Source organism: Hydrogenovibrio sp. SC-1, assembly GCF_002848135.1.
GTDB lineage: Bacteria > Pseudomonadota > Gammaproteobacteria > Thiomicrospirales > Thiomicrospiraceae > Hydrogenovibrio.
In genome coordinates this window covers 91,003-104,807 of sequence record NZ_PKGB01000005.1, presented here as the reverse complement: position 1 = coordinate 104,807, position 13,805 = coordinate 91,003, and the positions used below count along the sequence as shown (strand labels likewise).

General features: G+C 41.2%; 12 protein-coding genes and 1 tRNA gene. 4 read left to right on the top strand and 9 right to left on the bottom strand.

Annotation, left to right across the window (positions count from 1 at the left end; translation table 11 throughout):
• The first annotated feature begins 1 nt into the window (after position 1).
• Entirely contained in the window at positions 2-436 is a 435-nt protein-coding gene (locus CYQ88_RS04320; RefSeq protein WP_101840120.1) for a hypothetical protein, read from the top strand.
• Between the two features lie 34 nt (positions 437-470).
• Here the strand turns inward: CYQ88_RS04320 and CYQ88_RS04315 are convergent, their stop codons facing one another.
• Together CYQ88_RS04315 and CYQ88_RS04310 are read right to left on the bottom strand one after the other, a co-directional pair.
• A complete protein-coding gene (locus CYQ88_RS04315; protein ID WP_158236007.1) occupies positions 471-1,487 on the bottom strand; it encodes a PilZ domain-containing protein in 1,017 nt (338 codons plus the stop codon).
• A 41-nt stretch (positions 1,488-1,528) separates the two neighbouring features.
• Positions 1,529-2,197 carry an alpha/beta hydrolase gene (locus tag CYQ88_RS04310; RefSeq protein WP_101840118.1) on the bottom strand — a complete coding sequence of 223 codons (669 nt, stop codon included), beginning with the start codon at positions 2,195-2,197 and terminating at the stop codon, positions 1,529-1,531.
• A 160-nt stretch (positions 2,198-2,357) separates the two neighbouring features.
• Here CYQ88_RS04310 and CYQ88_RS11670 point away from each other — a divergent pair, with 160 nt between their 5' ends.
• Both CYQ88_RS11670 and lysA read left to right on the top strand, forming a co-directional pair.
• On the top strand, positions 2,358-2,543 hold the full coding sequence (locus tag CYQ88_RS11670) for a lipoprotein (RefSeq protein ID WP_101840117.1): 186 nt from the start codon (positions 2,358-2,360) through the stop codon (positions 2,541-2,543).
• The gene (gene lysA / locus CYQ88_RS04300; RefSeq protein ID WP_101840116.1) at positions 2,540-3,808 is read left to right on the top strand and encodes a diaminopimelate decarboxylase; all 1,269 of its coding nucleotides are present in this window, start codon (positions 2,540-2,542) and stop codon (positions 3,806-3,808) included. Before CYQ88_RS11670 ends, lysA begins: the two co-directional genes overlap by 4 nt.
• A gap of 8 nt (positions 3,809-3,816) precedes the next feature.
• Here the strand turns inward: lysA and CYQ88_RS04295 are convergent, their stop codons facing one another.
• The 7 genes from CYQ88_RS04295 to CYQ88_RS11655 all read right to left on the bottom strand — a co-directional run bounded on the left by CYQ88_RS04295 (position 3,817) and on the right by CYQ88_RS11655 (position 13,455).
• The gene (locus CYQ88_RS04295; protein ID WP_101840115.1) at positions 3,817-4,956 is read right to left on the bottom strand and encodes a hypothetical protein; all 1,140 of its coding nucleotides are present in this window, start codon (positions 4,954-4,956) and stop codon (positions 3,817-3,819) included.
• Positions 4,957-6,150 (bottom strand): class I SAM-dependent rRNA methyltransferase, encoded by a 1,194-nt coding sequence (locus tag CYQ88_RS04290; RefSeq protein WP_101840114.1) that lies wholly within the window; start codon positions 6,148-6,150, stop codon positions 4,957-4,959. It lies immediately after the preceding gene.
• Positions 6,151-6,264: 114 nt separating this feature from the next.
• A complete protein-coding gene (locus tag CYQ88_RS04285; protein ID WP_101840113.1) occupies positions 6,265-8,130 on the bottom strand; it encodes a diguanylate cyclase in 1,866 nt (621 codons plus the stop codon).
• 211 nt (positions 8,131-8,341) lie between these two features.
• On the bottom strand, positions 8,342-8,623 hold the full coding sequence (locus CYQ88_RS11665) for an EAL domain-containing protein (protein ID WP_158236006.1): 282 nt from the start codon (positions 8,621-8,623) through the stop codon (positions 8,342-8,344).
• Positions 8,624-8,655: 32 nt separating this feature from the next.
• Entirely contained in the window at positions 8,656-10,542 is a 1,887-nt protein-coding gene (locus CYQ88_RS04275) for a bifunctional diguanylate cyclase/phosphodiesterase (protein ID WP_101840111.1), read from the bottom strand.
• Positions 10,529-12,376, bottom strand: a complete 1,848-nt coding sequence (locus CYQ88_RS11660) for a CheR family methyltransferase (RefSeq protein ID WP_255408748.1) — start codon at positions 12,374-12,376, stop codon at positions 10,529-10,531. Before CYQ88_RS11660 ends, CYQ88_RS04275 begins: the two co-directional genes overlap by 14 nt.
• 50 nt (positions 12,377-12,426) lie before the next feature.
• Positions 12,427-13,455 carry a chemotaxis protein CheB gene (locus tag CYQ88_RS11655; protein ID WP_101840109.1) on the bottom strand — a complete coding sequence of 343 codons (1,029 nt, stop codon included), beginning with the start codon at positions 13,453-13,455 and terminating at the stop codon, positions 12,427-12,429.
• 158 nt (positions 13,456-13,613) lie between these two features.
• Between CYQ88_RS11655 and CYQ88_RS04260 the strand changes: the two genes are divergently transcribed.
• Positions 13,614-13,690: transfer RNA gene (locus CYQ88_RS04260), tRNA-Arg, on the top strand.
• Positions 13,691-13,805: the final 115 nt, after the last annotated feature.

The window sequence follows — 13,805 nt, the reverse complement described above, 5'->3', positions numbered from 1 at the left end:
TATGCCAGGAAGAAACCATACCATAGAAGCAGGATTTTTAGATGAACTTCCCGTTTCATTGCGTGCACCTGCCGCAGATTTGCTGCATTATTATCGGTTAAAACAGCTGCTTGAAATGCACTTTAACGGTGTTGATGACTATTTATCAAAACAATTCTCCCTCTCCCCCACCGAATGGCAAAAGGTATTGGATTCAGTCATTCTAACCAAAGTCAGCTACTTTGAAGTGACGCCACAAATGAGCCCTAAGCATATCAATCGTCTCATTGAAATTACGGCCTTTGCCCTTCATGAACCAAAACCCACTTTATCTGGACTTTACAAACAAGTCGAGCGCCACTATCCCTACTTTGCCTCTTGGCTTAAAAATATTCAGACTGTTCGAGAGGACATTCTTAAAATGGCGAGAGCGAAAGGAATGAAAACCAAAACTTGATGCCATTGAGAAGGAAATGGCTCACCATTGATTATTAGATTTCTTCTAATTCAAATATCTCACTATCATTATCTTCATCATCATTTTTATCTTGGTGGATTTCAGTGGTATCAAGTAAAGCCTTATCGCTTGGAAGCGTAATCGTCGGTGCTTCGGCTATCGCATCACGTAATTCTTGATGTTGCACATACAGGGTAATCAAACGGGCATGCTGCTTTGAAATGGATTCAAACTCAACGCCCACCTTATACACCGAGAGAGATGGCAGAAACTTATTTAACACTACCCGACCTCGACACACCAGAATATCATCGCCCAATTTCATAAAGACATTCATCTTCGCAAAAAATGCAAACTTATTAGGCGTGTTAAAACTAAAACCGCCTGCTGAGAGATTGACCCTCTGTACCTGCCAGGTTTCATTATTGATTTTTGCCAAGTAGGCCTGTTTCAACTCAATCAATAATTGTTCATAAGCATTCAGTTTTTCAATTAATAAACTCAATACCTGGGCCGGTGCAAATCCATTATCTGCCAATTCTTGAAGGTTTTTTACATAGTCCTTTGCCTGGAAAATCGGCCGCATTTTGCGCGGATATAAAAATAGCTTGCCAGCAATACTATTTTGCACCACCTCAATCAATTCGTGAAGATGGTCATCCAACTGCACATAAATGCCTTCAATCAAGGGCATTATCTTGGTTTTTTTGCGAGCCTTGGGTAACTGGGTATTCATATCCGAGCGAACTCTAAATCGATACTCTGGTTGTTTTCGAGGGTCTTCAGACCGAATTAACAACTTTAATAACCAGGCCATAAAATCAATACGATGATCCAGCATTTGAAAAATGTGTAGTGTTTCAGAAGCGCCGGGAAAAGCTTCTCCAAATAGAATCTGAATATCTCGGTTTAATTTTTGCAGATAAGCGGCTTCTTTAGCAGTCATCAAATGCTCATAAGTTTGCCGTTGATCGATTTCTTGCTCGTCTGCTGTTTCAAAAAACAATGGAATTTCAACATCATACCGAAAATATCGTCTTACATTCCCCATAAACATCCTTTTCGATTTAAAATGACCAGTCCTGGTTATTTTTAATGGTTGTTAATCAATCGTTGCTGAATAAATTGTGACACGGCATTGATTTCTTCCATGCAAACTTGATGTTGCATTGGGTACTCATGCCAACTGGGCGAAAACCCTTGTGCTCGTAATTGTGCCAATGCCGCCTTTGCAACAGTGTACGGGCAAATCGGATCCATTAACCCATGCGCGATTAAAATCGGGCAGGTCGTCGGTTGTCGATACAGGCTTGTTGAACGCTCAGGAAAATAAGTCGACAAGGCAATGATCCCAGCTAAAGGCTGTTGCATTTGTAACCCTGCATGCAAAGCAATCACTCCGCCTTGCGAAAAACCTGCCACCAGGATGCGTTCCATTGGTATGCCATCTGACACCTGTTGTGCAATCCACTGATCCAATAAGACGACACTTTGATCAATGCCCTGCCAATCAACTTGCTCAGTTAAATCGGCTTGACGAATATCATACCAAGCGCGCATTTTCATCCCGCCATTCACGGCCACCGCTTGAATAGGGGCATGCGGAAAAATAAAACGAATACCATGGTCCGCCGGTAATGCCAATTGTGGCACAATCGCTTCAAAATCATGTCCATCCGCTCCTAAGCCATGTAACCAAATAACAGCGGACGTGGCTTTAGTATTCGGTTCCATCACTAGGGGGTCAATCGCTTGTTGCATTAGCCAACCTCATTTCTTGCACTTTTACTCGACGCCATCAAATTGACACCATCCTATTGAACCATTTTAACCAAAAGCGGCCAGTGAAAGGCAATCAATTGTTTACAAAAATACACTCCAGTTGCGATAAAATAACGCCTTGTTAAAAAAGAGAGTCATCATGCCTATTTATCACACTGGCAAAGCCCGCTTATTTCGCCAAAAATTAACCATATTCGTACTGTGCTTTCTGCTATCTGCGCTCAGTGGCTGTGGAAAAAAAGGCCCACTTTATTTACCCGATGACCCTAAGCCAACTGCACCCGCAAATGACACCCACTCATCGACGACACAGGATACCCCATGACAGCCTTTGGTAGCTTCCATTATCATCCGCAACATCACACCCTTTATGTAGAAAATATGGCTTTGGCCAAACTTGCCAATCAATATGGCACGCCGCTTTATGTTTACTCACGTGCCGAATTCGAGCAACGGTGGCAGGCTTTTGATCAAGCCTTTGGTGAGCAACCACATTTGGTCTGTTATGCGGTTAAAACCAATTCTAACCTTGCCATCCTAAACCTACTCGCGCGCTTAGGCTCAGGGTTTGATATCGTTTCCGGTGGTGAATTGGAAAGAGTGGTGCGCGCCGGCGGTGACCCGCGCAAAGTGGTTTTTTCTGGCGTCGCCAAAAAATCAGCCGAAATCCAACAGGCGCTTGAAGCCGGTATTCGCTGTTTTAATATTGAATCCCATGCTGAATTGGATCGCATTCAAGCCATTGCCAAACGCTGCGACATGATTGCCCCCATTTCAATACGTGTCAACCCGGATGTCGATGCCAAAACCCACCCCTATATTTCGACGGGATTAAAGGACAATAAGTTTGGAGTGGATATTGAGACAGCGCCACAACTTTATGCCGATGCCCAAGCCTGCTCCCATATCCAAATACTCGGAATTGATTGCCATATCGGCTCTCAATTAACAGAACTCTCGCCGTTCGTCGATGCGCTACAACGAGTACTAAAACTAAAGCAACAATTAGCGGATCAAGGCATTGAGATTCACCACTTGGATTTAGGCGGTGGATTGGGTATCCAATACACAGAAGAAACGCCGCCTGACATTCAAAACTATATTCAGTCGTTGCTAGCACAACTCAATGACCCAACCATAGAAATCATTATTGAACCGGGTCGCGCCATCGCTGGCAATGCGGGTGCCTTAATCACAGAGGTGGAATATTTAAAACCGACGGCTCATAAACAATTTGCCATTATTGATGCGGCAATGAATGATCTGATTCGTCCAGCACTCTACCAATCACACCAAACCATCCTACCGGTCACGCCACGAGAAGATGGTCAATTGGCTAATTGGGATTTAGTGGGCCCTGTCTGTGAAACAGGTGACTTCCTCGGCAAAGACCGTTCATTGAACCTCAAGGCTGGCGACTTATTAGCAGTCATGTCATCTGGCGCTTATGGCTTCACCATGAGCTCTAACTACAACAGTCGTCCACGTGCAGCAGAAGTATTGGTGGATGGGGATCAGGCCTATGAAATTCGGCCGAGAGAAACCTTAGACGACTTAATGGGTTCAGAAAAACTCTTACCCGAAACTTAGACTGTTGACTAACAGCCTGCCAACCAACAATGCCAATAACTTAATTGCTCTGAGTTGAGCAATTGATTATCGGCTTGACGACCTCTAGTAATCGTCCAACTTGCATTGTTTTCACCGTTATCAATCTCGGCGTGTGGCAATAAGATCGCTTCAACGCCCTGCTCAGCTGATCTCGCCCATAAAGATACGTTACCGGCTTCAAAATCCGACCAATCGGTTAACCAATAATGGTGTTGCAAAACACTTAATGCTTGCCATTGTTGTTTCGACGTTAAACGCACGGGTTGTTTAGTCAAGGCCAAATCCGTTGTCAAACTAGCCTGCTGTGCAGCTAAAAACCACCAGGCCTGGTATATCTGCTCAACTTCAACCAAATAGCGTGCTGAGGCGATTTGCGTAAAGTCCTGTTCAGGCGGTTGTAAAATGTCAGCAGCACGATAGACGTCTTCCAAGAGCGCAATCATTTTTTGACACTGTAGCGGACGGCAAGGTAATTTTGCCAAGCTCTGATGCAACCGAGAGCCAATTAACGCTGGGAAACGCGCGGCTAATGACAAGGCCATTGAATTGACTCTTGGCAAACGTTGCAAGCCCTGCAAACGACCATCATCCAATAAACAAGTTTCAACCGATTCGACGATATCGCTGTTAACAAATCGCAATCGAAGCTTCCTCAAAAAGCCAACCGCCTGTTGACTCCCTGGCCACCCCAGCTTTGCCACCAAGTCGGTCCGTTTATCCTGTAACAACTGAACGATCTCGTCTTCCGATAACGATGAACTCACCAATCGCCAGGCCAACAAGGGTGAATGATCTAGTAACTCCAACAATTGCGGATAGCGTCCAACAAAATGTAGGAGCCGCAACTGATGGGAAGGAAATAGCCCGCAACTCTCCCGAACCCAAGCGGGTATTTGTTTACGCCAAAAGGCCAGTTGCGGTTGATTTGACCAGTTTAAGATTTGTATGTCGACTGGATAACTTGGGATGGGGTCAGCTGATAGCATCATTGAATCCCAACTCGGAATCGCAACAACACCATACTGCGGCATCCACTGTCGGCAATCAATCCACAACGTCTGCGCTTCAGGATCCCAGTAACAGTGTCTGGCTAATTGTTTTTGTGGTACCGATAAAGTAGGTTTCATTTACAAAGACTTAGCGACTCTAAAAAAGAAAGTTTTAATATATTCGGTTTCTGAAATAGCAGGATGAACTGGATGATCAGGTGATTGATGTGCTTGGTCAAATAATTGTATCGAACGATCGATATGACGCGCCGCCAGTTGAACTTGTTTTAACAGCCCATCTCGACTCATGTGATGCGAACACGAAGCCGAGACCAAAATGCCATCCGGATTGAGGAGACGCATCGCCAATTCATTAATACGTCGATAGGCATCTGCCCCCGCTTTCAAATCTTTTTTACGCTTAACGAAAGCCGGCGGATCAACAATGACCACATCATATTTATGACATTCAGCCGCCAATGCCTTTAACACATCAAAGGCATTGCCTTCAATGGTAATCACTTTTTCAGCCACACCATTTAATACCGCATTCGCATCCACTCCATCTAATGCGAAACTAGAAGCATCGACACAGGTGACTTCTTTTGCTCCTGCCACAGCCGCTTCAATGCCCCAGCCACCTAGATAACTAAAAACATCCAATACGGTTTTATCTTTGACAAAATCTTGCAAGCGTCGACGCGCCATTCGATGATCATAAAACCAACCGGTTTTCTGACCGAGTTCCGCAGGAATAGCAAATTGAGCACCATTCTCTTCAATTAAAATTTGCTCGGGCATCGGACCAATCGCCACCTCGGTATAAAGCGGCAAGCCTTCTAGTTCTCGACTTTTACTATCATTTCGTAACATCAACGCTTTCGGGTGATATAAGTTTTCGATTGTCTGAATCAATTCAGCTTTTAAGTTTTCCATACCGGCAGTGGTAATTTGTGCGACAAACACATCGCCAAAACGATCAATCACCAAACCTGGCAACCCATCGGATTCACCAAAGACCAATCGATAATACGGGGTTGAAAAATTCATATCCCTTAGCGTTTGAGCCGCTTGAATTCGTTTTTTTAGGAAGGCTTGATTAAATTGAACTTTTGGATTGCGAGACAATAACCGACCACAGATGAGCGTTTTGGGATTAATATACGCCAGACCTAACGGCTTACCACTGTCCGCCTCAACCGTGACCACTTCTCCCGGCTGCCTATCTTTCAGTGGCGTCGCCTGAGTATCGATTTCATTACTGAATATCCATAGATGCCCTTGTTTTAAGCGCTTATCTTCATTTTTTTTTAATCGAATACTGGCGGTCATGCCCTGCTTCCTTTTTTGTGTGCTGTGTTGCTGTTAATGTGTGCAACATCATACCAAAATTAGCCAGGCCTGGGCATTTTAGAGGATGAATCAGCTCCGTTAACCCTTATGTTCTTAGATTTCAGATTGAAATTTAACTTGGTTTCGACCCGACTCTTTGGCTTGATAGAGCGCATTATCGGCACGCTTATAAAAGGCTGTACTGGATTCAGTTTGAAAAAGTTCAACCAAACCAATACTGATAGTCACGGTTTCCTGCAACTGTTCAAAGTGCAAAATTTCAACGGATTGACGCATTCGCTCGGCAATGACCATTGCATTTTGCAATGTGGTTTGTGGCATCATCACCACAAATTCTTCACCACCCACTCGACAGAACACATCAGTATCGCGTAACTCATTGCAAATAGTATTTGTCATGGTTTTTAAGACTTCATCACCGACATCATGCCCGTAATGGTCATTTATGTTTTTGAAATGATCGATATCAATAAACGCCATTGAGAGTGGCGTCTGATAACGTTGATGGCGCTTAATTTCCTGGTTTAAAACTTGATTAAAGTAATGACGGTTGTAAATACCCGTTAATTCATCTTGAATAATTAACTGCTCTAATTTATTTTTATAGCGATATTCTTCAGTGACATCTGACATTAATACACTGATATAACGCTCACCTTGGACATTGGTAATCTCAGTGGCCTTCACTAAAAAGATATAGATGGCATCCTGCTGCTTTACTTTTGCGTAGTGCACTTGATCTTTATGCTTCACTAAATAGTCTAACCAAAAATCTCCGTTAACAAACTGCGATAAATAACCCGTTTCAGATACAAAAAACTCACAGATACAATCATGGTGCTGATGAAAATCTTCAACCGTTTTAAATTGACTAAAAAACTCAAAAAAGCGCCTATTAGCAAGCAACATCCGTTGGGACTTTACGACAAAGACCATTTCCGTTGCCGTATCAAACACCTCAAAGAAAAAGCGTCGTTCAAATTCTGTCTGACGCTTAAAGTGAACCACCGCTACCAATAGCAAAACCAGCACAATTATAAATGCCGAAATCAAAACAATTTGACGCTGAGTTTGCTGTAGATTAACAAATTGAAAATCGGATAAAGGCAGAACACTGACCCAGTTTGCCATTCTTTGACCTTGCAGGTCTTCTATAGGATGACTGATTAACAATTGACCATCAAAGATTCGATATTGACTGTCTTCAAACATTGCTTCAACGCCTAGTCGATCAATCAATGCCATATCTGACTCTGAAACAGCATCATTAGCGACATAGTAATCACCAATAAATTTACCCGTTTTAGAGCGCGTCAACTGTGCTCGATAATCGCGATTTACCAATACTACCGAACGCACTCCATTTGCTTCCGCTAACATTCGGTCAATCGAATTAACATGGGAGATCACCTCTAAGATCCCCATCAATTGCCTGCGATCATCATAAAGAGGGACCAATGACTTAAAGGTCAACGCAAACTTACCCACACTGAAGTTATTCATATAGCGCGGTTGCTGAAGCAAAGAGGCGATATCCCGACGAATTTGACTTAAATCATCATTTTTTCGCTGGGTCCAACTTCGAGCCAAGCTCACCCCTTTTGCATCAACCAGTTGAATCCATACTTCTTTGTAGGGCGTCTGCTCTTTAAGGCGTTGACTATAGGCTGCCAAAATAGGTTGAATGGGAATGTCCTGACTTTGAAGTGCTTGCTTCAAAACCGGTAAAGTGGTAATGGAAACCGCGATCGCCTGAGTTATCTCTGCTTTACCTTGAATGAGCACGGCTAATTCATCATTTAAATGGGCTTTGTAGAACTGAAACTCTTGTTGGCGAGTATTTTCAATTTTCCATTGATAAACGCTATAAATCGTGACCAAAGCGCCACTGCAAAACAGGACAATGGCGAATAAAAACCGTTTTGAAACCAAATAACTTAACCAAGAAGGTGACAACATAAAACTTCCAAAGATATCAAAAAACTGCACTCAATAGCACAACATACAAACATTAGGGAACGGTAATATAGCAGTTTTTTTTCAATCTACAATAGCACTGGGCAGGATATTGGTAAAAAAATATACCAATATGGTTAAAATCATTATTAACTGCTTTGGCAACTTGAGCGCTATTCATATTTTGCCTTGAAGTTCGGATAATGCACCATCATCAACTCAACTTAAAAGGTCGTTCTGGTTTAGCTAAATAGTAACCCTGCAAGTAATCCACACTTTGTTCAGTTAACCATTTCAGTTGTTTTTCTGTTTCGACCCCTTCAGCAACCAACTCTAAACCCAATGCCTTGGCCATAGCAATAATCGCCATAATCATGGTTTCTACCTCAACTGAACTACCAATGTCTTTTACAAAACTTTGATCAATTTTAAGAATATTCACTGGTAAACTTTTCAAGATAGATAATGAAGCGTAACCAGTTCCAAAGTCATCCAATAAAATATCTGCTTGCTTTTCCTTTAAGGCCTCTAACCCCCCCCCATCAAATGAAGGTTTTCCATCGTTGCGGTTTCCGTGACCTCAAACTGAAAGCGGCTAAGGCTTAGACCATACTCTTTTGCTTTTAATTCCAGTTGCTCCAACAATCTCTGGTTGTAAAACTGCTGCTGTGATAAATTGACAGCCACTCGAAAGTCACTCGGAAGCAAACATTCAACGATATCACGACAAACAGATTCAAAAATCGCCATACCCAATTTATCCATTAACCCTTGTTGTTCTGCCAACTCTATAAAACTTCCAGGGTATATCAGCTGTTCACCATCAACTTGAATTCGAACCAAAGCTTCAAAATGCCGAGGAATATTCGTATCTTCTCTAGCATAAACGGGTTGATAGTGCATTTCGATAGTTTGTAATGGATGGTCTATAGCTTGCCATATATGACTTAAAACTGTATTCGCTTCGCTCAACTGTTGCTCATCTTCTGATTCAAAAACCTGGAAGCCATTCCGCCCTAGGTTTTTAGCTTTATACATCGCCGCATCGGCTCGACGCATCAGGTCACTCACTGTTTTACCATGTTCAGCTGAAAATGAAATGCCAATAGAGACAGATAATCGGTGCTGAGCTTGTTTGGTTTTAAAAGGGTTAGACAGGACTTCAAGTAAATCCTGAGCAACGACTTTTGCATCTTCAGCAACTTGAATTCGAGTTAATACCACTACAAATTCATCCCCTCCCACTCGACAAGCCATATCACCCTCTCGGATACGAGATAAGATTCTTTGTGAGGCCTCTCTTAGTATTCGATCACCTTCCGGATGACCATAATTGTCATTGACATCTTTAAACTTATCCAAATCTAGAAAACAAACAGCAATTTTTTCTGATGCTTTTGGACTGGTTAACTTCTCTTCGATGAAATTATTTAACATAGAACGATTCGGCAATCCAGTCAATATATCGTAAAAGGCCAACCGATCAAGTTGCTGTTGATGTTGTTTGCGTTCAGTTAAATCAGAGAAGTTAGCAACATAAAAGCTTTGCGCTAATTGATCGTCATGCACTCGATAAATGGTTAACCATTCAGGATAAGTTTCACCATTTTTCCGACGATTCCAAACTTCACCAACCCACCAGCCCGCATGAAAAAGCTGCTGCCACATTTCCTTGTAAAAGGCTTCATTATGATAGCCGGAGTGTAACAACCGAGGATTCTTACCTAAAACTTCACTCTCTGCATAACCGGTAATTTCACAAAAAGCGTGATTAACATTAATAATGGTTCCATCGGTATCAGTAATAATAACACCCTCTCTTGACTGCTCAAACATCACCGAAAACAATCGAAAAGAGTGAGGAGAAGGAACTTGAACATCAATTAAATTCAATGAAATCATAACACTGAAATTTTGAGTTATCTCTGGATTGATCATCCGAAACCAGGCATCAACCAAACTGCCATCCTTTAAGGTGACTAGTTGGTGCAATTGCTTCTGCTGTAAACTTGAATTCAGCTTTTGTAGCGCCATTAAAAAATTAACACTACTCTGAGCAACCAATAGCTTTCTAAAATTAATAGACTTTAGTTGCCCAACCTCTTTTTGCAACAACTCAACTGCTATCTCATTAACTTCAATAATATCCCCTCGTTCATTAACTAAGATTAATGCCATCGGTGCTTGAAAAAAAAGCTGTTCATACTTATCAATATCTACACAATCGTCATCACCTGTTTGAAATCTATACTGGGTCTCTGCTTCCATTTCAGAAACCTGCTGCTCCAACAGATTGAACTGATGCTCTAACGCAATATGCTGATCAAGTAGTCGCGCATTCTCATCTTTATAAGCTTCGATATCTCTGAGCAAATGCTGACAAACTTCGGGCATTAAATCTTCATTTAACTGCATCCAATATCTCCGGTTTTGTTAAATAACCAATAAAATGCTGCTTGCAGTTTAATGAAATTGATTCAACATTCAATTTCAACAATACCCGCTCACCTGGTTTTGTAAGAGCCGAAACATCACGCCATACACCTAAGTTGCCATCACTTGCCCCTGAAAGGTAATCTTGAATATAACCATCGTGATGCTGTCTGAATGGATTAGGCATGAGCATTTTGATATTTTGGTACATCAAATCCTCTTCACGATAACCTAGTAACAACTCCGTTTTATCATTTACTGCAACTATAATGCCATTTTCATCAATCACAATCTGAGCAAAAGGCACAACCTTCCCAAACAGCTCAATTTTCTTCCACTCTTGTTGAATCAATTCGGTCTCGGATGTAAACGGTATAGTTTCTTCAACAAACATCATAACCCCTACTTGTGAAACCGTATCAGTTTTGTAGGGGGAAAGGCGAATCACAAACTCTTGATCTCGTTTTCTAATCGGTAGATCATGCTCCGCATTTGATTCAATAACATTTAACAGTTCCTGACGTAAATTTGAAATTTCTACACCTAAATCCAAGGTAGTAATGATTTGACCTAAATCCTTTATGCTTAAATTTAAAACATGACTCGCCGCTTGAGTAAGCCTTTGCACTCTCAATCGATTATCTACCATCACGATTGGTTCTTTCATCATCGCCAACATATTTTCTAAATCATTATTAACCTGTTCTAACTCAAAAGTTTTGACTTCTAACTCTTCATTAACCGTTGACAGTTCTTCATTAGTTGATTGCATTTCTTCATTAGAAGTTTGTAATTCTTCATTTGCGGACTGCAACTCTTCATTTGAAGATTGCAACTCTTCATTAGTTGACTGTAATTCTTCATTGGTTGTTTCTAGCTCTTCTACCGCTGTTTGCAAACGTTCCTTAAAGACGGACACTTCCTGCCGTAGAGCTTCATTACTAATACCTTCTTTATCATCGATTAAACCTGTACCACTGATAAAGGCTTCACTGAGATCGACCTGTGTAAAGCTGAGCACAAAAACATCTTCCGGCATCCCCTCGACGGACATTCCTTGAACAGATAAAAACAAAGCATTCTTCTTAGTGGTATTTTCATAAAAAAGCGCCTGGGTTGACGCATTCCCATCTCGTTTGGCCTTTTGCATTAATGCTCGGACATCAACTTTTAGATCCTCTCTAACTAAGGTTAAAATATTGGTATCAATTCGACCTTGTGGAAAGTTTAAATAGCCACTCACATCACCACGAATGTGCATTACTTGCCCTTGATCATCAATAACGACTGCCGTTGGAATCAGCTGGTCAAGTAACGCTTGGTCAAGCAGCCCAAGCAAGTTATTTTTCTCTTGCAACATTAATGGCATTGCCTGTTCTTGACGCTTACGACCTTTCGAAACAGATACAGCACTCGATACATGGTCTATCCGTTGAGAGATACTGGTTTGCTTTCGTTGAAAAATCTGGTTTGTTTTGTCGTAGGAATCGAACAATTCTGGCGTCACCGAATTAGCCGACTCTGCCTTACCCAAAAACAAATACCCTCTAGTTTTTAATGCAAAATGAAAAGTTTGTAAGACTTGCCGCTGTAAATCGATTGAAAAATAAATCATCACATTTCGGCAACTGACCAAATCTAATCGAGAAAATGGCGGATCCATCACCACATTTTGACGCGCAAAAACTACATGATCTCGAACCAGCTTCTTAACCGTGTAAACACCTTCTTTCACATAAAAATAAGTATCCAGTAATTGAGGATCAATATTTTTAACTTGATGTTCTGAAAAGGTTGCTTTGCGTGCCTGAGACAGGGCAAATTCATCAATATCGGTTGCAAAAATCTGATAATTGACATCTTTTTTTAATGCAACCGCCGCCTTTTGAAATAATATTGAATCGAATAAGCTTCTTCACCATTCGCGCAACCAGCAACCCAAATGCGTATCTGGTCGTTGTCATTGTCATTGTCATTGTGATTTTTAACTAACTCGTATACAACCTTCCCCAAGGCATTAAAAGCTTCAGTATCTCTAAAAAAATCTGTCACTGAGATCAGTAAATCTTTAAATAAGTTTTCAACTTCCATTGAAGAAGACATTAGCAATGAAACATAATCTTCTAAAACTAATATCTTATGAACTGCCATGCGACGCGCAATTCGACGTTGAACCGTTTTAAGTTTATAGCCACTAAAGTCATAACCAGTTTCATCCAAGAGACATTTGAATAGTTTCTGCAAATTTGTTGATGATCTTGGCATCGATAAATGAGTGAGTAATTTACCCGAAGATTGAATAAAACTTTTTAGCTCCTCTGCTATTTTCTGAGGAGGGAGAACCAAATCAACAAATCCAGTTTCAATTGCTGAATTAGGCATGCTCGCATATTTAGCCGTTTCATTATCCTGAACAATAATTAGCCCTGCATTAGCTTTGATGGATGCTACTCCCTGAGCGCCATCTGATCCAGTCCCTGACAATATCACCGCAATAGATCTTTCTGCCACTTCGTCTGCCAAAGAATTTAGTAAAAGATTAATTGAGGGCTTTGGGCCTATCAAGGCCGCGGGCGTTAACATAATTTTGCCCCGCTTAATTTGAGCATTGTGCCCAGGAGAAATAATATAAATCGTATTCGGAACTGGCTGCATATCTTTATTTACCAATTCCACTGGCATATTAGAAACTCTTTCCAATAAGTCTTTGAGGATAGTAGGGTGTTTTGGATCTAAGTGCTGAGCAATAATATATATAGCTGGCGTTTTAGGATTCAGAACTTCCAATAATTCCTTTAAAGCCTCTAACCCACCGGCTGAGGCTCCAATAACGACCCAATAAAGTTTGTCAGGGTTGTTATCCATAGCAATCACGACTTGTTTATCTTCTTCCATTAAATAACCTTATTGAATTCAGTGTCGTTAACCATTAAAACGCCACCAATTTTTAACTAAAAACACCCACTAAAATGTTTAGCTGTCAAATTAAAAGAACAACTTAAAATTTGATACAAATTAGCTTTAGAAGCTTTATAATAGCAACGCAAATTCATGCGCCCGTAGCTCAGCTGGATAGAGCACTGCCCTCCGGAGGCAGGGGTCTGGGGTTCGAATCCTCTCGGGCGCGCCATTTGTTTTTTTTCCTACCTGCAATGTCCAACTACATAATAAACTAAGTATATTGTCTAAACTGTATCAAACAGGAACAATTTATCAGAAAAAAACATTTTTTGAAATCTAAATTT